Genomic DNA, 20,863 nt, shown 5'->3' on the forward strand with positions numbered 1-20,863 from the left:
TTCATTAGATTTCAGCACATTTTGTTAATGACTTTCGTAATCTTATTATAAAAACAATTAAATTACTTGCAATATATCATTCTATCATTTTTTCTAAATTAAGTCAATTTTTTTATTGATTTTAATATATAATATCCTTTATTTTTAGCTACAACTTCAACATTCGAAAAAATATCTTGTATTAATTTTTTGCAACTAGCCATTCCCTGCTTTTTCTGAATTACTACCCATAGTTCTCCATTATAATTTAGTCTGTTGTAACTTTGTTTTATCATTTTATGAACAATTTCTTTCCCAGCTCTAATCGGCGGATTAGTAAGTATTATATCAAAATTCTTTTCTACATTATCTAAGGCATTATTTTCCAAAAATTTAACAGTTGATTCTATATTATTTAATTGAATGTTTTTTTGTGCTAATAATAAACTTCTACTATTGATATCTATCATTGTATAATTGTAATTTTTATAAATAGTGGATAAAAAAATAGTAACTACTCCATAACCACAACCTAAATCACAAACTTCAGCTTCTTCTTTAGTGCTAGAAAAATTTTCTAACATAGTCTTTGTTCCAAAATCAATATTTCCCTTTGAAAAAACTCCATTATCTGTATAAAAATAATATTTTTTATCGTTAATGTAACCACTAATCTTGCGTTCATTACTATTTGAATTAGGTTTGTTAGTATAATAATGTTCCATAATATCACCTATAATTAAAAAAGTATATCTCCGTAGCACAGCTAACTTGAGATATACTTATCTGTTATTATCATCGTATCAATATTCTCAAATAGAATATTTATGTTAATTTTACATCTATCTAATTAGTTAAAATTCAATTATTTAACTTCTACTGAAGCTCCAACTTCTTCTAATTTAGCTTTGATTTCTTCAGCTTCTTCTTTAGAAACTCCTTCTTTAAGAGTTGATGGCGCACCGTCAACTTTTTCTTTAGCTTCTTTTAGTCCGTCTCCAGTGATTTCACGAACAACTTTGATTACTTTAATTTTTTGGTCTCCAGCTGATGCTAATACTACATCAAACTCAGTTTTTTCTTCTGCAGCTCCTGCTCCTGCTCCTCCAACTACAGCTACAGGCGCAGCAGCAGTTACTCCGAATTCTTCTTCAATAGCTTTTACTAAATCATTTAATTCTAAAACTGACATAGTTTTGATTGCTTCTAAAATTTGTTCTTTAGTCATTATATAATTCCTCCGATTTTTTAATTAAATTAATTTTATTTTTTATTAAGCTTCTTGTTCAGCTTTTTGATCTGCAACAGCTTTAACTGCTAAAGCAGTATTTCTCATAGGTGCTGTTAACACAGATAGCAACATAGAAAGTAACCCTTCTTTGCTTGGTAATGTCGCAATAGCTTTAACTTCTTCTAATGAAGCAACTTTACCTTCAATAACTCCCGCTTTAATTTCTAAATTCTCGTGTTCTTTAGCGAAATCGTTAAGAACTCTAGCTGGAGCTACTACGTCTTCAGTTGAAAAAGCAACAGCATTAGGTCCAGTTAAAACTTCATTTAAACCTTCAATTCCTACTTGTTCCATTGCACGACGTACTAGTGAGTTTTTGTAAACTTTGAATGTTAATCCTTCTTTACGCATATTATCACGCAGTTCTGTTACTTCAGCAACATTTAATCCACGATAATCTGCAATAACGATTGATGAACTTGCTTTAATTTCTTCAGCAATTTGATTTACAAGTTCTTGTTTTTTCTCAATAGCTTTTGACATTGAATTTCCTCCTAATTAGATTTATCAATCTCAATTGTACCAAAAAAGAACCCTTTTATATGTGAGAACATATAAAAGGGCATAATATAATACTCTTTAATATTGTCCTCGGTAGGATATTAAGGATAACTCCCCCTACTGTCTTAGGTACATCTTAACTGACTTAAATATTATATACTAGAAAAAAGAAATTGTCAATAATATTTTTTATTTTTTAAATATTTTTTCTAAATTTATAGTTTTGTGTAATATTTCTGTTAATACAACACCTATTACCATTACAATAATTTGTGATAATAATAGACCTCCATATATTGATAAAAATATATTCCAATCAAAAGCTATCTTAGATCCGTTATCTCCAGAAAATACTGCAATTTCATAAGCTATTATAGGCATACATACTATTAAATATATAACGATATTAATTATATGTCTTATAATTCTATTTTTTATAAATTTAAAAATGCATATACTTATAAATAAAGCCAAACCTGTTCCTAATGTTCCAAAAAAAACATCAACCAATCCTAGAGGACTGAATAAATTAGCTATAGCTACACCTAAAGTTAACGGTAGCCAAAACAATTTATTAAATACTACTAATTGCGTCAAAGATTCACTAAATCTAAATTGAATAGAACCATAAGAAAAACTCAGATTAGATATAGTTAGAACTACATATATTGCTGTTATTAACGCTTGAACAGTTAAAATTTTAATTTTGTTATTTCTCATTTTATCTCCTTTATTAGTTTAAGAGAAAAAATAAAAGAAGCTCTCATTAAATAATAAAATTTAATAGAGCATCCTTATCTATAGTTTTTTTTATAGATGGATCTCTCAAACATCTTATTTTATTATGATATACAATGTTAACATTATATCGTTTTTTAGTCAACTACCTATAAAAAATTAAAGTTATAAAAAATATTTTTTATCCCTCAACATAATTTATAAAACACTATCTTTTCACATATAAATAACAAAAAAAATAAAACAATAATCTTATCTCCCCCCCAATAAAGTTATTGTTTTATTTATATTAAGCGTGTAAACTTATAACTTCATCACATAACTCTTCTATATCTGTTCTTATATGAGAAGTTAATATAATAATTTTGTCATCACTCATATATCTTTTTATATAATCTCTTGTTTTTTGCGCTGATTTTTCATATAAGCCGCTAAAACATTCATCTAATATGAGAGTTTTAGGATTTGTCATAAACGCTTGAATTAATAACATTTTTTGTTTTGTTCCTAATGATAGATGCTTATATTTTTTATTTCTATGTTCCCACAAATCATAGAAATCTAACCAATAATCTAAATTAATTTCATCTTTCTTATCAGAAAATTTTTTTATTATATTCAAATTCTCAAGCAATGTATAATCTTCCATAAAGCTAGGATTTTCTATAATAATTCCTGCATCTTCAATAGAATTTAAAGGATTTCTTATTTTTTTACCATTTGCAAAACATCACCTTTATCAAGTGCTATATAACCACAAATAGCTTTCATTATTAATGTTTTTCCACTACAATTTCTTCCTAATATTCCGTATATTTTACCCTCAACAAAACTCATATTTATATTGTCTAATACGCTTTTGCCACGATATTTCTTCGTCCCATTTTTTATTTCTATCATATTTACCCCCTATAAATCGAATTTCAAAAATATTTATATAGTACAAATTATCACAAAAAATATATAAACAACAAATGAGAATAAGATATATATTTCACTAAAAAATATATACTGTTATTACTATTTACTAACATACTTTTTAAAATAGAATTTCCAAAGGTTCCTGCTAAATTGACTACATACCAACCATTCCATACAGTTTTCTCAAGATAGCCGGTATGAGTTACACTATTACTATTAACCCAAATACCATTTAAAGAACTGATGTACCTGGCATTGGCTACATCTAAACTTGTTCCAAGTAATGTCATTATAAAAACTGCTACTATTATTTTTTTTAATTTTTTCATTGTTGTTTATCCTTTCTTATTTACTCCCTTAAGAATTATCCCTATGAGGTCATTACATAGTACAATTTACACAAAGTAAAGTTAGATATACAACAGTTTTTAAAAATTTTATAAAAAAATATTTAGCATAAAGATTCTAAGCTTTACAATATTATTGAATCTTATATACCTAGAAATTAAAAAAGTAGTCTGTAAAATAATACAAACTACTTTCTTTAACTAATTATAAACTTTCTGTTTTATAAGCATCTTTTTTGTAAAGTTTTAATACGTCTGAACATATTTTATCAAAAACAAATGCTGCTACAAAAGGAATTACAATAAATGATAATATTATATAAGGAACTTGAGTTGATAATTCAGCTGCTTTTACTGGACCAATAAGACCAATAATTCCAAATCCTGCACTACTTTTATCTCCTAATACGTTAAATAACCAACCAGAAAATCCTGCAGTTGCTGCTGTTAAAAATATAGGTACTAAAAGTAATGGCGTTCTCGCACAGTTAGGCATCATTAATTTAATTGCACCTAATAAAATAGCCCAACTAACTCCTTTTGGATTCTTAGCTTTTATAGATCCTATCATAAGAACTGCTGCTGCTGAAACTACTCCTAGCGCTGCTGCTCCTGCTCCTAAGTTGTTAGCGTTAGAGAATAATACTATTCCCATTGCTACTGTAGATACAGGCGTAACTATGAATAAAGAAAAAGACATTGCGATTAATATACACATTAATAGAGGCTGTAATGTAGTAAATGTTAATACTCCATCAGCTAATAAATTAGTCAATTTCTTCATATATGGTAAAGTTAACAGTCCTATAAATGCTGGAACTGCTCCTCCTATAATAGGTAAAAATATAATAGTAAGAGAACCAAATTTTCCACTAACTGCTCTAATAATTACTACAGCAACTAAAGAAACTAATAAGACATTAAATAAATCACCCATTGGGGTAGCTGTATATAATTTTGTTTCTGCATTATAAACTATTGATCCGCTTCCTGCTAATATGGCACTTCCTAAAACGGCTGTTTCTAAAGCAGAAAACTTAAGCGTCATTCCAATAGCAACACCAACTAATACAGGAACAGCAAATTGTAACAGATAGACTGCTTGCCCTAACATAGCAAAAACATCAGTCAAGAAATACTTACCTAAATACTTAAAGACTGCTGATAAAACTGCATTAGCAATTAAACCTGCCACTATTCCTAAAGCCATTCCATTTAAAACCGTATTAAACAATTTTTTAAAACCTAGTTTTTCTTGCATAATATTCTCCTTTACATTAAATTATTATAGTAATTATAATAACATATTTTCTGAAAAAAGCAATATTTAACATAAAGGTTCAAATTAACTTCATGCTTATACTATATTAAAACATAATAAATTTTATTAATTGATATAGATAATATATGGTTCATAATATAAATACTTCAAAAATAACATTTTTGAAGTATTTATTCATTTTATAATTCTATAATATAGGATTTTTATTAGGCGTTCCCGCTTTTCTAGGATATTTTTTAGTTGTTCTTTTATTTTTTCTTATTTTAAGAATATGACGTTCTTCTCCTTCAACATAGAATAAATCATCACTTTCTAAAATTCCTCCTAAAACGTTTATAGCTTTAGATGCTTCTAGTTTTTCTTCGTTACATTTTTGAGCTTTTAAACTTAAAAAATAACCGTCTAATTTTACTAATGGTATACATAATTCAGATAAAACATTAAGTCTTGCTACTGCTCTTGCTGTTACAACATCGAAACTTTCTCTAAAATTATCTTTTTGGCCAAAATCTTCTGCCCTCCCATGCACAAAAATACAGTCTTTTAAGTCTAATTCTTCTGCCAATAAATTCAAAAATTTTATTCGTTTATTAAGTGAATCAACTATAGTTACTTCTAAATGTGGGTATATTATTTTTAGAGGAATAGACGGAAAACCTGCACCACTTCCAACATCACAAATACTTTTTACATTTTTAAAATCAAAGTAAAATGACGTGGCTATAGAATCATAGAAATGTTTTGTATAAAATTCATCTTCATCAGTTATTGCTGTTAAATTTATTCTTTCATTCCAATAAAATACTAATTGAAAATATTTTTTAAATTGATCTTTTTGTTTATCTGTTAAATTTATACCATTATTTTCTAAATGTTTGTAAAATTGATTTTTATCCATATTTTTACCTTGTTTTTCTTTGTTCTAAGTATACTATCAAAATCGAAATATCTGCTGGATTAACTCCTGATATTCTTGAAGCTTGACCTATAGTTAATGGAGAAACTTTCTTCAATTTCTCCCTAGCTTCTAATGCTAAACTAGGAACTTCATCATAATCTAGGTCAGTTGGAATTTTTTTCTCTTCCATTTTCTTTAATCTTTCTACTTGTTGAAGTGATTTTTTAATATATCCCTCATATTTCACTTCAATTTCTACTTGCTCAATAATATCTTTAGATAGTTCAATATTTTGATTAGCTAAATTTATTATGTCATAGTAATTTAACTCTGGTCTACGCAATAAATCTATCGCTAGAATTCCGTCTTTTAATTCAGCAGTATTTAATTTTCTCATTTTTTCTACTACTTCTTTTGTTGGTGTTATACGGAAAGTTTTTAATCTAGCTATCTCATCTTCAATTAATTTACGTTTTTGACAAAATCTTACGTATCTTTCCTCAGAAATTAAATTATATTTATAAGCTATTTCTGATAATCTCATATCTGCATTATCGTGTCTAAGTAGTAATCTATGCTCTGCTCTTGAAGTAAGTAGTCTATAAGGTTCATTAGTCCCCTTAGTTACTAAGTCATCAATTAACACTCCTATATAAGCCTCATCTCTCCCTAATATTAAAGGTTCTTCTCCCAAGATTTTACAAGCTGCATTTATTCCTGCTATTATTCCTTGACCTGCCGCTTCTTCGTAACCACTTGTTCCGTTAAGCTGACCTGCTGTGTAAAGACCTGATATTAATTTAGTTTCCAATGTAGGCCACAGAGTTGTTGGATTAATAGCATCATACTCTATAGCATATCCATTTCTCATAATAGTTGCATTTTCTAAACCGGCTATTGAATGTACCATATCACGTTGAACATCATCAGGCAGTGATGTAGACAATCCTTGAACATATATCTCTTTTGTATTTCTTCCCTCGGGTTCTAAAAATAATTGGTGTCTTTCTTTATCACTAAATCTTACATACTTATCTTCAATACTAGGGCAGTATCTAGGACCTGTTCCTTTTATTACACCAGAATACATTGCTGATCTGCCTAAATTTTCATCAATTATTTCATGAGTTTTACTATTAGTATAAGTTAACCAGCAAGGTATTTGATCTTTTATATATTCTGTAGTTTCATAACTAAAGGCATGTTCCTTATCATCTCCTGGCTGAATTTCTGTTTTCGAAAAATCAACAGTATCCGCATTAACTCTAGGTGGCGTTCCAGTTTTAAAACGTACTAAATCAAACCCTAGTTCTTCTAATTGTTTGGCTAAATCTATAGAAGGCATTTGATGATTTGGTCCAGAAGAATACTTTATATCCCCTATTACTATTTCTCCTCGTAAATATGTTCCCGTAGTTATTACAACTGCTTTGGCTTTATATTTTGTACCAAGCATAGTAGAAATACCTATAACTTTACCTTCTTCTATTAATAATTCCTTAACCATAGCTTGCTCTAAATCTAAGTTAGGAATATCTTCTAATAATTTTTTCATAGCTAATTGATATTGTACTTTGTCTGACTGAACACGTAAAGCTCTAACTGCCGGTCCTTTTGCTGTATTAAGCATTCTTGATTGAATATTAGTTTTATCAGCAATAATTCCCATTGCTCCACCCAAAGCATCAATTTCCCTAACTACTATACCTTTCGCAGGACCTCCAACACTTGGATTACAAGGCATAAATCCTATAGTATCCAAATTAATAGTAACTAATAGCGTATTTACTCCTTTTCTACTAGCAGCATAAGCAGCTTCAATTCCTGCATGTCCCCCACCAATCACAATAATATCATATTCTTTTAAAAATTCAGTCATAATTCCTCCAAATATACTTTAATATAGACAATTAATATTGTTAATTATTTAGTAACTATATTAACTCGTTAAACGATTGTTATACATTTCAAAATTATGCTTTCACCAAAATTTTGATTTTTCATTATAATATCTTAACACAATATATTTTTTTTATCTAATATTTCAAACAAAAAATGAATAAAAGTAGTTAATAATTACTTTTACCCATTTACATATTATAAAAAATTACAAAGCATTAGTAAAATCTTTTATAAATTTATCAATATTTTCGAAATCTTCATCACTATCTGCTTCTATTTCTATTTTTAAATTTTTCGTAGGATTAATTGCGCCTGTTTTCTTAATTTGTTCATCAAATTGATCAACACAGACACAATATTCCTCATAAAGAGTATCCCCTGTACCAATTACACCATAAACTTTACCTTCTAAATTTAAATCAGGAATAATTTCAAAGAATTCTTCCATTTCATCAGGTAAATCTCCTTCTCCATAAGTATAAGTTGCAACAATAAATGCGTCAGATTCTTCTAAAAAACTAAAGTCATCTAAATCCTCTACAAAATTCATATTTATATCAATATCTTTTTCATTTTTAAATTTTTCTACTATAAGTTCACAAAGTGCTTCAGTATTACCTGTTAAACTAGCATAAACTAATTGTATATTCATAAAATTTAACTCCTCTATTTTTTTTCTAACTTACTATATATTCTTTCAAATTCTTCTTGCCAATTATTCCAATCCAATCGAATTGTCGAATTTTCTTGTAAAATATTACGTGCAATATCTTCTATAGTAACGCTTAACAATGACTGTTTTAATATTTTATTAAATTCTGATATTGTAGACAAGTACTCTTCGTATCTTCTACTTATCTCTTTTGCTCCTTTAAATATCCTAGCTATGTAATCCGTCTTTAAAACAAACAAATCTATAGGCCCATTTATTGCCTCATATATGTCATATAAAGAAACTTTTTTATTTTCTCTATATCTATATCCGCCACCTACTCCAGTACTAGCTTTTACTAGATTATTAACTACTAATTTTCTCATGATTTTTTTCAAATAAGTAGGTGATATATCCAAACGATCACTTATTTCTTTGGAATTTAGATATATTCTTCTATCTTGAAAATATAACATTACCATTATACATATTGCTTGTTCTGTACTTTTTGTTAAATGCATTTTTTTCTCCTTATTTACATAGAAAAAATTAACTTATTAGTCCTTTTTTCTTTCTCCCCAATATTGATAATATGTACATTCTATAGAACCATTAAAAAGTTTTCGTCTTTTTGTAGCTTTTTTTCCGTATAAATGTTCAAACATTTTGTTAGATGTTAATAAATATAATGACCAGTATCTAAGATCTTTTAATTGTTCTCCCAAAAATTTATACATTTTCTCTACTTCTTTTTTCTCACCAATACGCTCTCCGTAAGGTGGATTAGCTATTACACATCCTGTTTCTCTTTTAGGTACAAAATCATAGACAGTCATTTGCTTAAATTCAATAACATCTACTAATCCTATTTCTTCAATATTATTTTTAGCTGTTTCTATCATTTTTGGATCAATATCTGATCCGTAAAGCTCTAATTTTTTATCATAGTCTATTAATTCTTCTGCTTTATTTCGTTCTTCTTCTATTAAATTTTTGGGTATCCAGTGCCATTTTTCAAAATCAAATCGTCTGTTAATTCCAGGAGCCATATTTTGAGCCATCATTGCAGCTTCTATTAATAAAGTTCCTGATCCACAGAATAAATCATAAAAAGGAATATCACCTTTCCAGTTAGTTAATTTTACCATCGCCGCCGCTAAAGTTTCTTTTAATGGTGCTGTCCCTTGTTTAGCTCGGTAGCCTCTTTTATGTAGTGCATCTCCCGAGGTATCTAAAACTATCGTAGCTATATCGTTTAGCATAATAATTTCTAGTCGGTACCTAGCACCTGTTTCTTTTAACCAACCACTTACATTATATGATTTTTTCATTTTCTCTACTATAGCTTTTTTTACTATAGACTGACAATCGGAAACACTGAATAATTTGGATTTGTGGCTACGTCCATCAACAGGGAATTTAGCATCTTCTGGTAAATATTTATCCCAATCTATCTCCTTAGTTTTCTCGAACAATTCTTCAAATGTATAAGCAGGAAATTGAGCAACAACAATTTTAACACGATCTGCACAACGCAACCATAAGTTCGAACGTACAATTGCACGTTTATCCCCTAAAAAATATACTCTACCATTTTCAACTTTAGTTTCATAACCTAATTCTTGCACTTCTTTTGCTACTATTGATTCTAATCCCATAGGGGTTGTCGCTACTAATTTATATTGCATTATTTTCTCCTAACTTAACTATAATATTAATCCTTTTAAATTATAAAAATAAGGCTCAAATGAGCCTTGCTAGTCAATTTACTTTATCATAAGCCATATTCTGTTCCTATACTTACTATAACGAGCAACTAGAACTCTCGTAAAAATAGGTGTAATCATCTGTCTAAATAATAAATTATTTCTCATCTCTATATTCATTTCTACAAGATGAGTGCTTCTACCAAAATTTGAATTGCTCGCTCAAGGGGTTTACCGCGTTCCACTTTTTATATTTCTATAAAAACTTCGTCACTGTGGCACTTTAAAGATACATTTTTCCATATGCAAACACTTAGGAAAAATCGTCTGCCGTTACTAAAATTAGTACCTAAACTTATTGTTTCATTTAGCATGAACACTACTAGCATCTCAGCTAGTGCGAGTATGGACTTTCCTCACCAAATTAAATTAGCGCGATTACTCAAAAGTAAATACTCTTAAAATTATACCATATTTATAACATATATGATACTATTTTAAAACATTTATTTTTCCAGCAGCTATCTCTTCTAATGCTTTTCCTACTTCTTTATGTGAAACATAATTATCTAACTGTTTTGATTCTGGTTCTGAAAAAATTACTCTAGCTCTCTTACTAGCTAGTGATACTAACATATACTTTGAATCTACCTTTTCTTTTAAAACATCTAATTTTGGGTATAACATTTTTATCCTCCTTATTATACTTCTTCTAACTCTAACAATGCTCTTCTATATTTCATCTCAACTCTATCTCGTCTCAAATGTTCGCTTTTTATAATAGCTTTTATTCTATCTACAGCTAATTCTACTTTATCATTTTCTACAACATAGTCATATAGGTGCATCATTTGAATTTCTCTACGTGCCTTAGATATCCTTTCTTGAATAACTTCCTCACTTTCTGTTCCACGACCTTTAAGTCTACATTCTAAATCGAAAATACTAGGTGGAGCTAAAAATATAAATAATGCTTCTGGAATTTTATTTTTTACTTGCTCAGCACCTTGAACTTCTATTTCTAAAAATATGTCTTTTCCTTTTTCCATAGTTTCTCGAACATATTTAACTGGAGTTCCGTAATAGTTATCTACATATTTTGCATATTCTAGAAGTTCCCCTTGCTCGATTAAAGCCTCAAATTCTTCTTTTGTTTTGAAGAAATAATCGATACCTTCTTCTTCTCCTTCTCTTTTATTACGTGATGTCATAGATATAGAGTACTCAAAATCAACACTATTTTCAAATATAGCTTTTCTTACAGTACCTTTGCCTACCCCTGATGGTCCTGATAATACAATTAATAATCCTTTCTCAATCATTGTTATATCCTTTATAGTTTTATTTATCTATATATATTATCATAAAACATATAAAATTTAAACCTATATATACTATAAATTTTAATAATATGTTATACTGAATATATTTAATTGGGAGGTAATAAAATTATGGCTTTTGATGGTTTTTTCACAAGAAAAATAATTACTGAATTAAACAATGAATTATCATATGGGCGTATCAATAAAATAAATAACATATCTAATAACGAAATTATCTTTACAATAAGAAAAAACACTAAAAAGAAATTACTAATTTCTATCAATCCACAAAAATCAAGAATACATCTTACTAATAATAAATATGAGAATCCAAAATATCCTTCAAATTTCTGCACTGTACTTAGAAAATACTTGACCAATGGATATATAATAAATTTTTCGCAAACAAATAATGATAGAATAATTTTTATGAAAATTAAAAATAATGATGAGCTAGGATATGAACATATATACTATTTAATAGTAGAATTGATGGGAAGACATTCTAACATTATTATTACGGATAATAACTATAAAATTATAGAAGCAATAAAAAACAGTTATGATATAGAATATTCTCGTTCTACAGTAGCAAATATTGAATACAGACTTCCTCCTACTCAAAAAAAATTAGATCCTTTCAATATAGAAAATTATAAAGATTTATATTACGATAAAAATGACGATAAATTTCTACTAAATAATTTTTCTGGGGTTTCTAGCAATCTAAATAATTACTTTTCACAAAAAAAATATAACTTATATAAATTCCAAGATTTTTGTGAAAACTTTGAAGATTATTATAAACCTACTTGTATAACCGAAAATAAAAAAGACTTTTATTTCTTTGATATCTATGATTCAAATTACGAAAAAGAAACTTTTGATAATCTGTCACAATTACTAGATTATTACTACAACATAACTAACTTTGAAAATGAAACTAACAAAAACTCTAATAAAAAAATATATACATTCGTAAAAAATAAAATATTCAAATTAGAAAAAAAAATAATCATTTTAACAAATGAAATAACTAAGGCAGAGAATAACAACACCAATGAATTAAAAGGAAATTTAATTCTAGCAAACAATTATTTATATAAAAACTATGTTCCTAATGAAATAACAGTTCAAAATTTTTATAATGAGGATTTAGAGAATATAACGATAAAATTAGATTCCACACTTTCTATTGAAAAAAACGCAGAATTATATTTTAATAAACATAAAAAAAACAAAAGAACAGTAGATAATTTAACTACTCAAATAGAAATTAGCAAGCAAGAGTTAGTATATTTTCAAAATATAAATGTACAATTAAATAATGCAGACATATCCGATATTGAAGAAATTATAGAAGAGCTAACAAACTACGGATATATTAAAGAGAAAGTAAATAAAAAAAATAAACAAACTAAGTATAGTATTTTGAATATTGATGGATCTGATATCTATATAGGAAAAAATAATATTCAAAACAATGCAATCACTAATAAATTAGCTAAAAGAAATTATTTTTGGTTTCATGCCGAAGATATCCCAGGAAGTCACGTTGTTATTTTCTCTGACAATCCTAGTAAAAATCAAATTGAGACAGCTTCTATTTTAGCTGGGTATTTTTCAAAAAACAAAAATGAAAAATATGTTAATGTAGACTACACACAAATTAAACACGTCAAAAAAATACCAGGCGCTAAACCAGGTATGGTTAGTTATACAAATCAAACTACTATAAAAGTAGAAATTGACAATTATAAAGTCCAAAGATTATTACAACAAATCAAAAAATAATCAATGCTTTTTAAGCAAAAAAGTTTGTAAGTACAAATATATAAATATAACTAGAAATAATATATCTGTACTTACAAACTTTTATTTTATTATATAGTCAAGAAGATAAGCAAGCGACATTATTATTGAAATTAAAATTGTCAATTTCGCTGTTAATACCATATATGGTGCCATTGTCTTCTTATCATTATTAGCTAAGAAACCTTTTACTATTTTTATTGCTAACGGAATAGTAATTAAAACCAACAAATTATAAACAGATCCTATTTTTGTAATACTATAAATCATATTAAGAATATAAACTAATACAAAAGATAACGCTAGAGTAAATATCGCTATCCTTCTTCCGACACTTATTGCATACGTATATCTTCCAGATAACTTATCGTTATCCAAATCTCTTATGCTATTAGACAATAATATAGCTCCTATTAAAAGAAATAATGGCAATGAAATCAATACTATACCTACATTTACAAAACCAGTTTGAATATAAAATGCTATACATGCTATTACAGTCCCCATAAAAAAGCCAGCAGTTACTTCTCCATACGGTGTATAGGCAATAGGATTCTTTCCACCAGTATAAAAATAACCTGCCAACATACAAACTAAACCTAATATAAGTAAATAATGGCTAGTTATACTAGACAAATAGATACCCAACATGAGTGCCACTAAGTATACTGCACAGGCTCCTAGAAATACTTCATTTGTTTTAAGTTTTTCATTAACTATTGAAGCTGATATCCCTTGTGAATCTTTTTTATCTATTCCATTTTTAAAATCATAATATTCATTAAATAAATTGGTACCTGCCTGAATAAGAATACAAGCTAATAAAAATATGGCAAATTTAAACCAACTAAAAGATATTACATATTTCAATGAGAAGCTACTTCCTACTAAAACAGGACCTATTGATGCAGGAAAACTATGGGGTCTAATACATAATAAAAACTCTTTTAATTTATTCAATAAAATCACCTTCCATTCCAATTCTAATTAATACCACATAATATTATATCTCATTTAATTAAAAAATACTTAATAAATAACATAAAAAATAAAATTTAGCTACAAATTTATTATTAATAGTCAGATATTAAGAACATCATAAGATTAAAATATACTCAAAAATTTTTGGGGATTTAGAATATAATAAAAATTAAAGATGATCAAAAATACTATTAATCATCTTTAAAGCATTAATTATTAAAATTTATATTATTTCGTTATAACTATATCTTCTATTGATATGTTAGTTCCATTTGTTATTCTATTTCTATAAGAAATTGAGGCCGGACTATTTATTGTCCATACATTATCAAACCAATTTATAAATTCAGTAATATCATAATCTATTTTTACTAATTCTACAAAAACACCATCTACCTCTTGAGAAATTATAGCGTCTTTATGTTTAGTATTAGCTATTCTAGTAATAAGACCAAATGTAGTATCTCTTACATTTGCCATACCTGCTGATCCATTGTTAACTACAACTTTATTTCCCAAGCTAAGTAATACAGGCAAGCAAGTATGGGTCGTTGCCAAAATGTCTACATTGTTATCTTCTAGCCAATGTTCTATTTCTTTTTGTCTATCAAACTTTTTTAAATTTTCATTGGAACATTGCCAACCAGCCATATTCTTCTCATCTCCATGAGTAATAGCAATTTTTTTATCTAAGTATTTCAAACAAATTGTAAACTTTCTATTTTTTAGATTTCTTAATATTCCTTCATCAGTAATATTATCTTTGAGCATTGAATGAATATTATTAGATCTTTCTACTATAGATTCATCAACATTTTCTGGGTAATTACACCCACAGCCAAATAAACTATCTTTATTTAATAGTTCATATTCTACATTTCCAAAAAGCTTTATACAAGATTCTATATCATTTTCAATAGCAAGAAAATCTTCTTCATACACATCAAACCAATGAATATCACCGTTAAATATTAATAACGGATTTTCTTTTTCCTCATTAGCCAACTCTTTTATTTTCATTAGTGATTGATAATTCCCATATAATCCCCCTATAATATAGATAGGTTTATCTGATAATATGTCTATATTTTCTGCCCACTTTTCTTGTAGCATATATTTTAGTGAACAATTTCTACCTTTAATCATTATTAGTACCTTTTACAAAGAAGCTAGGTAGCACGTATAACAGAGTACAAAGTATTAATCCATAAAAATTCACACCTAATGTTAGTGCTTGTTTTCCACTTCCTATTGCAAAAATTTTCGGTACACCATTAATTACTAGCAATATTCCCAAAATAATTCCTAACCAAAAACTCAAATGAAATCCTATTTTTGTAGGTTTTACTACTCCATGCAATAAAAATATTGGTGCTAATCCTATTACCATCGTTCCACTAATAGTTGTCGCTTTTAATATGTCTGTTCCCATAATCATAGGTAAATTTCCTAATATAGCAAATATAATCATTGTAATTATCGCTATAAGTTTAGCATTATTTAACCCTGATTTTCCGGCAACTTCTGGCAACTCTTTTGCAGTTAATTTTCCTAAACTTGAGAAAGTTGAATCAAGAGTTGATCCTGCTGCAGAAACCATAACTACTATCATAGCAAAATATCCTGCTGTTCCCAATGTTTTCCCTAACGCTGCTGGTACATTGCTAGATAATTCCATACCTATTAAATTTGCATGAATACCTATGAAACTAAAAATTAATATTGAGAAAAATCCTAATATTCCAGAAACTGTAAATGCTTTAACCATTTCTTTTTCATCTGAGATAAAACCTCTATCAGTAAGCACAGGATCATGAAACGGATAACTAAATAATTGAAGTACTGTTACTAATAGCATATCTACACCAGCATCAAGAGCCCACGATCCAGAAGTAACAAACTCTCCGATGCTATGTTTTGGTAAAATTAATAATACTACCCATCCTACAAAGAATATAAATATTATAGCTTGAATAACATCAGTAACTATTGAACTTCTTAAACCACCCATTATAGAATAAATCAGTGTTATAACAGTAAATAATACTGCTGAAATTATAAATTCTTTACTTCCAGATTTACCATAATAACCTCCTACAACAGATGTATTACTCCAAACTTCGTTAAATAAACGAATTAAAATAGCTGCAGAAAAAGCTACTGCTGCCGCTCTACCATAGTTAGACGTTAAAAAACTTACCAAGCCTTTAGCCTTGTACTTTACACGTAATCTATAAATGGCAAATCCTGCTAAAGGAATACATAACCAATAAGTTGCATATGCCAATCCTCCTACAAATCCATACTGAGCCCCTAGATTAGCTGCATTAGTAACAGATTTAGCAAAAATCCAACTTATAAAAATACTAAGCATTAACATCATTTGCGTTGGCTTCTTACCACTATTACTCTCCCCTTCAAAAAATCCCTTATCTGTTACTTTTTTGGGAGATAATAAAAACATTATCAATCCATAAACAATCAAAAATCCCCAAAATAAATAACCAGTATATAAATTCATTATAATTCCTCCTAATAATTAATAAATTTACAATGATACTATGCATTATAACAAATTACATTATTATTGTAAATACTAATTAGATTGATTACCTATCAACAATATAATATAATAGTATAAAATATTACATTATTGAGGTAAACTATTAATGTTAAAAATTATATTTAATAAACATATATCATTATTATGTATTATCGTAATATGTTCTATAATAATTTATTTTTCTCATCAGACAGGAGTAGAATCTTCAAAAATTAGTAGCAATATATTAATTAGAAAATTAGGACATATTACTGAATATACTGCACTAAGCTTTTTTACTAATGTATTTCTCTCTAATCATATCAATAAAGAAAAGTCAATTATATATTATAGTTTTATGTTTGTAGTTTTTTTCGCTACTACAGATGAAATACATCAACTATTAATCCCTGGACGTACTTTTAAAATTACAGATATTTTTATTGATTCTATAGGGGGAATTATAGGAATACTACTTTATCTATCCATAAATAAAATATATATAAAACTTCCTAAATAAATATAAAAATATTTTAATAAATATATTTATGTTTTTTATAACTTATATTGTTATTTTTATTCAAATATGTTAACCTTTAATTTAGTAGAACATATGTGTTTTACGTTATTAAAAACCTATTTTTCAACATATTATGTAAATATACACTTTCCAAATAAATATATATTTAATATATTTTTTTAACACATTATTTGTAATTTCAAAAAAAAAGATGTATAATTATATTTAATATAAAAAATAGAAAGAGGTCTAAAATGTTAAAAGCTCTTATTGTTGAAGACGATAAACTATTAGCTTCTTTATTCCAGAAATTTATAGAAGAAAAGTTTACTTCTGATATTTGCAGTAATGGTTTAGAAGCTATCGAAAAACTTAAAACAGAACATTATGATTTAGTTATAGCTGACAGTATATTACCTAAATTGAACGCTCTTGGTATTATTAGAGAACTAAAGAAAAATAATATGTTAATTCCCATAGTTGTTATATCATTTACTGAATCTACAGATGATAAAACAGAAATAATGGAATACCCTATGGCAGATTATTTCCTTAGAAATTACGGTAAAGAGACTTTCTTAATAATGGTTGATAATTTGCTACAAAGATTTAATAATAAAAAAGATAATGCTGTAATTTCGTACAAAAATCTTAAAGTGGATTTAACAAGCGAAGTTGCTTCTTTTAATGATGTTGTTTTAGAAAATATAAAAGGTAAATATCTTGATTTGTTGTATTTCTTTGTTCTTAACAACAATATAATTTTGAAAAAAGAAGAAATTTTCGATAGAGTCTGGGGCGTAAATTCAGAAACAACGATAAATGCTATTGAAGTATATATTTCTGGTCTTAGAAAAGAATTAAAAAAAGTTGGCTGTGATCAATATCTAAAAACTATTCGTGGGATAGGTTATTCACTTTCATAATGAAAAATTTAGAATTTGACTATCCTATAGATTATGATATATACTCAATTGAAGAAATAACCATAATTATAGATTTCTTTAATACTATTGAACAATGTTACTTAGATGGTGTCTTATTAGAAGACTATAAAAAAATTTATAAAAAATATAAAACTGTAGTCCGAACAAAATCAGAAGAAAACAGTATGCTAAAAGATTTCAAAAAAGTTTCCGGCTATGATGGCTACTTAACTACAAAAGAAATGAAAAACGAAAAAACAATTATTAGAATAAAAGTCTAATAATTGTTTTTTTTATTCAATCTAAATATAAAACTATATTTTCTATAGTACTTTTCTTCAAAGAAATAATTCTTTGATTACTACTCCCTCTAAATTTTAACGATAAATCTCTAAGCGCCAAAATAAAAGGTCCGTCTACTAAAATATCACATAAAGATAACAATTTTATTTTATCTTTATCTGATGACTTAATTAATTGCTCATAAGTATACCCACTATATACCCAAATATCTTTTGTATCACCAAATTCTTTTCTTACTCTTTCACAAAGTTTTATAGCTACTGTTGTGTTCAAAAAAGGTTCTCCCCCCAAAATAGTCAACCCTTGAACATAACTTCTGCTCAAATCTGTAATAATTTTATCTTCTACTTCATCAGTATAGTAACTTCCTGCATTAAAATTTTGAATACTTGCATTAAAACATTCTTTACAAGAAAATAGACACCCGCTAAGATAAATCGAACATCTAACTCCCTCACCATCAACAAATTGAAACGGTTTGTAACTTGCAAATTTATTCTTAGAATATTTTTTAGAAGTCCAATCTTCCTTAGGAGATTTGTAACTCTTTAAATTACTTTCATTTATATTTATCAAATTTTGATTACAATCTATATTGTTAATTATAGTTTTAAATTTTTCTTCTCTCGACACAACAGCACCTCCTAATAACTATTTTAATATATCATTTTATAACTAAATATTCAAACAATATCTTGACTAAAAAATTTAATTTACATATAATAACATTATATTAGGAGGTCATTATGAAAATTTTAATAACTGGTTTTGATCCTTTCGGTGGAGAAAAAATAAATCCATCAGCAGAAGCAATTAAACTCTTACCTAAACATATAAAAGATTGTGAAATTATAACTAAAACTATACCTACAGTTTTTGAACTATCAGCAGAAGTATTGAAGAAAGAAATATTAGAACATAATCCAGATATAGTAATTTGTATAGGACAAGCTGGTGGTAGTAGTAATATTTCTATTGAGCGTGTAGCTATAAATATAGATGATGCTCGTATTCCAGATAACAATGGAAATACTCCTGTAGATAAAAAAATTAAGGAAGACGGTGCTAATGCTTACTTCTCTACACTACCTATAAAAGCTATAATCACTAAATTAAATGAAAATAATATTCCTGCTAAAATATCTAATAGCGCTGGAACTTTTGTTTGTAATCATATAATGTACCAGTCATTATACTTAGCCAATCAGTTAAACAATAATTTTAAAACAGGATTTATTCACATACCATTCTTACCAGAACAAATAGGTAAAGCATATCCTTCTATGAGCTTAGAAAATATTATAACTGCTATAGAAATAATAATAGAAACAACTATAGATTATTTTTATATTGATGATATTAATGTTTCCTATGGTACCGAATTCTAAAAAGAAAAGACTAATTTCTAAAAATAGAAATTAGTCTTTTTTTATTATCTAGTTTTTTCATATTTTAATTTATCTTTATTTTTTTCTAAAAATTCCGATAATTCTTTATCTGGAATTTGTCTTAAATAAAGGTTAGATCTAATAGTCTCATCTTCTTCTCGACATGTTGATAACACTAAATATTTATCATTGGCATCTATCTTTATATTATTACTCTTTGTTGTTGCATCTTTACTAACATCTGATAGTTGTTGTGCAAAATCCGAATCACTATCAAATGAAGTTCTGTAAAACGCTGTTGTTTCTGGAACAATAATTAAAAATGCTGCTTCATAATAATATTTTCTTTCTGGCGTTTCTATTACAACATATGGATGAGCATCAAAATAACTTTGTTTATCATAAAAGTTAACATCGTTAAACATTCTACTATCTGGAACTTTACTTCCGCGAGCATGTCCAAACAACCAAGTTAATTTGTCATTAAATGTTTTATTATTATCCATATCCATATATACAGTTCCCATAAGCGGTTCAATAGCACCCTCAAATGTTTTGTCAAGGTAAGTTTCATTATCTGTAGTTTGAACTATAGGTTCATCTAGGTTTGTACCTGGAGCATAAACATAAGATATAGTATCCTTATTAATACTAGACAAATTATCAAACTTATCTTTTAAATAAGTTTTCTCTTCTTCGCTTACTTTATACGAACTTTCAGATTTATTATTACTGCTATTGTCAGAACTACTACATCCTGATAATGTAAAAGTTATACCTATAGCTAAAAATAGTACAATTACTAATGAAAAAAATCTTTTAAAATTAATTTTTAATAAATTCATTTCATAA

The 20,863-nt window shown here is 27.2% G+C and carries 25 protein-coding genes, 1 other RNA gene and 1 other annotated feature; of the genes, 5 read left to right on the forward strand and 21 right to left on the reverse strand.

Annotated features, from left to right (window positions below; genetic code table 11):
• Nucleotides 1-98 precede the first annotated feature (98 nt).
• From HZY83_RS02155 to gmk, 16 genes are all read right to left on the reverse strand, one after another.
• Nucleotides 99-704, reverse strand: a complete 606-nt coding sequence (locus HZY83_RS02155; protein ID WP_179942441.1) for a class I SAM-dependent methyltransferase — start codon at nucleotides 702-704, stop codon at nucleotides 99-101.
• A gap of 140 nt (nucleotides 705-844) precedes the next feature.
• Nucleotides 845-1,207, reverse strand: a complete 363-nt coding sequence (rplL, locus tag HZY83_RS02160; RefSeq protein ID WP_179942442.1) for a 50S ribosomal protein L7/L12 — start codon at nucleotides 1,205-1,207, stop codon at nucleotides 845-847.
• A 45-nt stretch (nucleotides 1,208-1,252) separates the two neighbouring features.
• Nucleotides 1,253-1,753 (reverse strand): 50S ribosomal protein L10, encoded by a 501-nt coding sequence (gene rplJ, locus HZY83_RS02165; protein WP_179942443.1) that lies wholly within the window; start codon nucleotides 1,751-1,753, stop codon nucleotides 1,253-1,255.
• A gap of 35 nt (nucleotides 1,754-1,788) precedes the next feature.
• Nucleotides 1,789-1,919: a sequence feature (ribosomal protein L10 leader region), on the reverse strand.
• Nucleotides 1,920-1,960: 41 nt separating this feature from the next.
• Entirely contained in the window at nucleotides 1,961-2,491 is a 531-nt protein-coding gene (locus tag HZY83_RS02170) for a QueT transporter family protein (protein WP_179942444.1), read from the reverse strand.
• Nucleotides 2,492-2,798: 307 nt separating this feature from the next.
• Complete coding sequence (locus HZY83_RS02175) at nucleotides 2,799-3,218, reverse strand: ATP-binding cassette domain-containing protein (RefSeq protein ID WP_370520036.1); 420 nt, start codon at nucleotides 3,216-3,218, stop codon at nucleotides 2,799-2,801.
• Nucleotides 3,215-3,409, reverse strand: a complete 195-nt coding sequence (locus tag HZY83_RS02180; protein ID WP_179942446.1) for an ATP-binding cassette domain-containing protein — start codon at nucleotides 3,407-3,409, stop codon at nucleotides 3,215-3,217. Before HZY83_RS02180 ends, HZY83_RS02175 begins: the two co-directional genes overlap by 4 nt.
• A gap of 50 nt (nucleotides 3,410-3,459) precedes the next feature.
• The gene (locus HZY83_RS02185) at nucleotides 3,460-3,720 is read right to left on the reverse strand and encodes a hypothetical protein (protein WP_179942447.1); all 261 of its coding nucleotides are present in this window, start codon (nucleotides 3,718-3,720) and stop codon (nucleotides 3,460-3,462) included.
• A gap of 262 nt (nucleotides 3,721-3,982) precedes the next feature.
• Nucleotides 3,983-5,038, reverse strand: coding sequence for a PTS sugar transporter subunit IIC (locus HZY83_RS02190; protein ID WP_179942448.1), 1,056 nt, complete (start codon nucleotides 5,036-5,038; stop codon nucleotides 3,983-3,985).
• A 208-nt stretch (nucleotides 5,039-5,246) separates the two neighbouring features.
• A complete protein-coding gene (gene rsmG / locus HZY83_RS02195) occupies nucleotides 5,247-5,957 on the reverse strand; it encodes a 16S rRNA (guanine(527)-N(7))-methyltransferase RsmG (RefSeq protein ID WP_179942449.1) in 711 nt (236 codons plus the stop codon).
• Nucleotides 5,958-5,961: 4 nt separating this feature from the next.
• A complete protein-coding gene (gene mnmG / locus HZY83_RS02200) occupies nucleotides 5,962-7,836 on the reverse strand; it encodes a tRNA uridine-5-carboxymethylaminomethyl(34) synthesis enzyme MnmG (RefSeq protein WP_179942450.1) in 1,875 nt (624 codons plus the stop codon).
• A gap of 228 nt (nucleotides 7,837-8,064) precedes the next feature.
• Nucleotides 8,065-8,511 (reverse strand): flavodoxin domain-containing protein, encoded by a 447-nt coding sequence (locus HZY83_RS02205; protein ID WP_179942451.1) that lies wholly within the window; start codon nucleotides 8,509-8,511, stop codon nucleotides 8,065-8,067.
• Nucleotides 8,512-8,525: 14 nt separating this feature from the next.
• Nucleotides 8,526-9,032, reverse strand: a complete 507-nt coding sequence (locus HZY83_RS02210; protein WP_179942452.1) for an RrF2 family transcriptional regulator — start codon at nucleotides 9,030-9,032, stop codon at nucleotides 8,526-8,528.
• A gap of 36 nt (nucleotides 9,033-9,068) precedes the next feature.
• Nucleotides 9,069-10,199 (reverse strand): THUMP domain-containing class I SAM-dependent RNA methyltransferase, encoded by a 1,131-nt coding sequence (locus tag HZY83_RS02215; protein ID WP_179942453.1) that lies wholly within the window; start codon nucleotides 10,197-10,199, stop codon nucleotides 9,069-9,071.
• 84 nt (nucleotides 10,200-10,283) lie between these two features.
• An RNA gene (gene rnpB, locus HZY83_RS02220) (RNase P RNA component class B) lies at nucleotides 10,284-10,667 on the reverse strand.
• A 42-nt stretch (nucleotides 10,668-10,709) separates the two neighbouring features.
• Nucleotides 10,710-10,904: a DNA-directed RNA polymerase subunit omega gene (gene rpoZ / locus HZY83_RS02225; RefSeq protein WP_179942454.1), complete on the reverse strand. Its 195-nt coding sequence runs from the start codon at nucleotides 10,902-10,904 to the stop codon at nucleotides 10,710-10,712.
• A 14-nt stretch (nucleotides 10,905-10,918) separates the two neighbouring features.
• Nucleotides 10,919-11,539, reverse strand: coding sequence for a guanylate kinase (gene gmk, locus HZY83_RS02230; RefSeq protein ID WP_179942455.1), 621 nt, complete (start codon nucleotides 11,537-11,539; stop codon nucleotides 10,919-10,921).
• Between the two features lie 129 nt (nucleotides 11,540-11,668).
• Here gmk and HZY83_RS02235 point away from each other — a divergent pair, with 129 nt between their 5' ends.
• On the forward strand, nucleotides 11,669-13,333 hold the full coding sequence (locus HZY83_RS02235; RefSeq protein ID WP_179942456.1) for an Rqc2 family fibronectin-binding protein: 1,665 nt from the start codon (nucleotides 11,669-11,671) through the stop codon (nucleotides 13,331-13,333).
• Between the two features lie 81 nt (nucleotides 13,334-13,414).
• Here HZY83_RS02235 and HZY83_RS02240 read toward each other — a convergent pair whose 3' ends face one another.
• The 3 genes from HZY83_RS02240 to HZY83_RS02250 form a co-directional block, all read right to left on the reverse strand.
• Nucleotides 13,415-14,311, reverse strand: coding sequence for a 1,4-dihydroxy-2-naphthoate polyprenyltransferase (locus HZY83_RS02240; protein WP_228098444.1), 897 nt, complete (start codon nucleotides 14,309-14,311; stop codon nucleotides 13,415-13,417).
• Between the two features lie 249 nt (nucleotides 14,312-14,560).
• A complete protein-coding gene (locus HZY83_RS02245; protein WP_179942457.1) occupies nucleotides 14,561-15,478 on the reverse strand; it encodes a metallophosphoesterase family protein in 918 nt (305 codons plus the stop codon).
• Nucleotides 15,471-16,853, reverse strand: a complete 1,383-nt coding sequence (locus HZY83_RS02250) for an SLC5/6 family protein (RefSeq protein ID WP_179942458.1) — start codon at nucleotides 16,851-16,853, stop codon at nucleotides 15,471-15,473. Before HZY83_RS02250 ends, HZY83_RS02245 begins: the two co-directional genes overlap by 8 nt.
• 148 nt (nucleotides 16,854-17,001) lie before the next feature.
• Between HZY83_RS02250 and HZY83_RS02255 the strand changes: the two genes are divergently transcribed.
• The 3 genes from HZY83_RS02255 (at nucleotide 17,002) to HZY83_RS02265 (ending at nucleotide 18,601) form a co-directional block, all read left to right on the forward strand.
• Entirely contained in the window at nucleotides 17,002-17,394 is a 393-nt protein-coding gene (locus tag HZY83_RS02255) for a VanZ family protein (RefSeq protein WP_179942459.1), read from the forward strand.
• Nucleotides 17,395-17,648: 254 nt separating this feature from the next.
• The gene (locus HZY83_RS02260) at nucleotides 17,649-18,320 is read left to right on the forward strand and encodes a response regulator transcription factor (RefSeq protein WP_179942460.1); all 672 of its coding nucleotides are present in this window, start codon (nucleotides 17,649-17,651) and stop codon (nucleotides 18,318-18,320) included.
• Entirely contained in the window at nucleotides 18,320-18,601 is a 282-nt protein-coding gene (locus HZY83_RS02265) for a UPF0223 family protein (RefSeq protein WP_179942461.1), read from the forward strand. The genes HZY83_RS02260 and HZY83_RS02265 overlap by 1 nt, the downstream gene beginning before the upstream one ends.
• A gap of 16 nt (nucleotides 18,602-18,617) precedes the next feature.
• Here HZY83_RS02265 and nrdG read toward each other — a convergent pair whose 3' ends face one another.
• Nucleotides 18,618-19,196 carry an anaerobic ribonucleoside-triphosphate reductase activating protein gene (gene nrdG, locus HZY83_RS02270; protein ID WP_370520037.1) on the reverse strand — a complete coding sequence of 193 codons (579 nt, stop codon included), beginning with the start codon at nucleotides 19,194-19,196 and terminating at the stop codon, nucleotides 18,618-18,620.
• A 170-nt stretch (nucleotides 19,197-19,366) separates the two neighbouring features.
• Between nrdG and pcp the strand changes: the two genes are divergently transcribed.
• Nucleotides 19,367-20,011: a pyroglutamyl-peptidase I gene (pcp, locus tag HZY83_RS02275; protein ID WP_370520038.1), complete on the forward strand. Its 645-nt coding sequence runs from the start codon at nucleotides 19,367-19,369 to the stop codon at nucleotides 20,009-20,011.
• A 44-nt stretch (nucleotides 20,012-20,055) separates the two neighbouring features.
• Here pcp and srtB read toward each other — a convergent pair whose 3' ends face one another.
• Nucleotides 20,056-20,856, reverse strand: a complete 801-nt coding sequence (gene srtB, locus HZY83_RS02280; RefSeq protein ID WP_179942464.1) for a class B sortase, LPKTxAVK-specific — start codon at nucleotides 20,854-20,856, stop codon at nucleotides 20,056-20,058.
• Nucleotides 20,857-20,863 lie beyond the last annotated feature (7 nt).

The organism is Gemella sp. GH3, assembly GCF_013415425.1.
GTDB lineage: Bacteria > Bacillota > Bacilli > Staphylococcales > Gemellaceae > Gemelliphila.

Excerpts from the sequence above, each read along its gene's own strand:
- HZY83_RS02170 (WP_179942444.1), bottom strand. The coding sequence starts at position 2,491 with ATGAGAAATAACAAAATTAAAATTTTAACTGTTCAAGCGTTAATAACA.
- HZY83_RS02245 (WP_179942457.1), bottom strand. The coding sequence starts at position 15,478 with ATGATTAAAGGTAGAAATTGTTCACTAAAATATATGCTACAAGAAAAG.
- HZY83_RS02265 (WP_179942461.1), top strand. The coding sequence starts at position 18,320 with ATGAAAAATTTAGAATTTGACTATCCTATAGATTATGATATATACTCA.
- HZY83_RS02185 (WP_179942447.1), bottom strand. The coding sequence starts at position 3,720 with ATGACATTACTTGGAACAAGTTTAGATGTAGCCAATGCCAGGTACATC.
- HZY83_RS02205 (WP_179942451.1), bottom strand. The coding sequence starts at position 8,511 with ATGAATATACAATTAGTTTATGCTAGTTTAACAGGTAATACTGAAGCA.
- rpoZ (WP_179942454.1), bottom strand. The coding sequence starts at position 10,904 with ATGTTATACCCAAAATTAGATGTTTTAAAAGAAAAGGTAGATTCAAAG.
- srtB (WP_179942464.1), bottom strand. The coding sequence starts at position 20,856 with ATGAATTTATTAAAAATTAATTTTAAAAGATTTTTTTCATTAGTAATT.
- rsmG (WP_179942449.1), bottom strand. The coding sequence starts at position 5,957 with ATGGATAAAAATCAATTTTACAAACATTTAGAAAATAATGGTATAAAT.
- rplJ (WP_179942443.1), bottom strand. The coding sequence starts at position 1,753 with ATGTCAAAAGCTATTGAGAAAAAACAAGAACTTGTAAATCAAATTGCT.
- HZY83_RS02255 (WP_179942459.1), top strand. The coding sequence starts at position 17,002 with ATGTTAAAAATTATATTTAATAAACATATATCATTATTATGTATTATC.
- gmk (WP_179942455.1), bottom strand. The coding sequence starts at position 11,539 with ATGATTGAGAAAGGATTATTAATTGTATTATCAGGACCATCAGGGGTA.
- HZY83_RS02215 (WP_179942453.1), bottom strand. The coding sequence starts at position 10,199 with ATGCAATATAAATTAGTAGCGACAACCCCTATGGGATTAGAATCAATA.
- HZY83_RS02260 (WP_179942460.1), top strand. The coding sequence starts at position 17,649 with ATGTTAAAAGCTCTTATTGTTGAAGACGATAAACTATTAGCTTCTTTA.
- rplL (WP_179942442.1), bottom strand. The coding sequence starts at position 1,207 with ATGACTAAAGAACAAATTTTAGAAGCAATCAAAACTATGTCAGTTTTA.
- HZY83_RS02250 (WP_179942458.1), bottom strand. The coding sequence starts at position 16,853 with ATGAATTTATATACTGGTTATTTATTTTGGGGATTTTTGATTGTTTAT.
- mnmG (WP_179942450.1), bottom strand. The coding sequence starts at position 7,836 with ATGACTGAATTTTTAAAAGAATATGATATTATTGTGATTGGTGGGGGA.
- HZY83_RS02210 (WP_179942452.1), bottom strand. The coding sequence starts at position 9,032 with ATGCATTTAACAAAAAGTACAGAACAAGCAATATGTATAATGGTAATG.
- HZY83_RS02155 (WP_179942441.1), bottom strand. The coding sequence starts at position 704 with ATGGAACATTATTATACTAACAAACCTAATTCAAATAGTAATGAACGC.
- HZY83_RS02180 (WP_179942446.1), bottom strand. The coding sequence starts at position 3,409 with ATGATAGAAATAAAAAATGGGACGAAGAAATATCGTGGCAAAAGCGTA.
- HZY83_RS02190 (WP_179942448.1), bottom strand. The coding sequence starts at position 5,038 with ATGCAAGAAAAACTAGGTTTTAAAAAATTGTTTAATACGGTTTTAAAT.
- HZY83_RS02235 (WP_179942456.1), top strand. The coding sequence starts at position 11,669 with ATGGCTTTTGATGGTTTTTTCACAAGAAAAATAATTACTGAATTAAAC.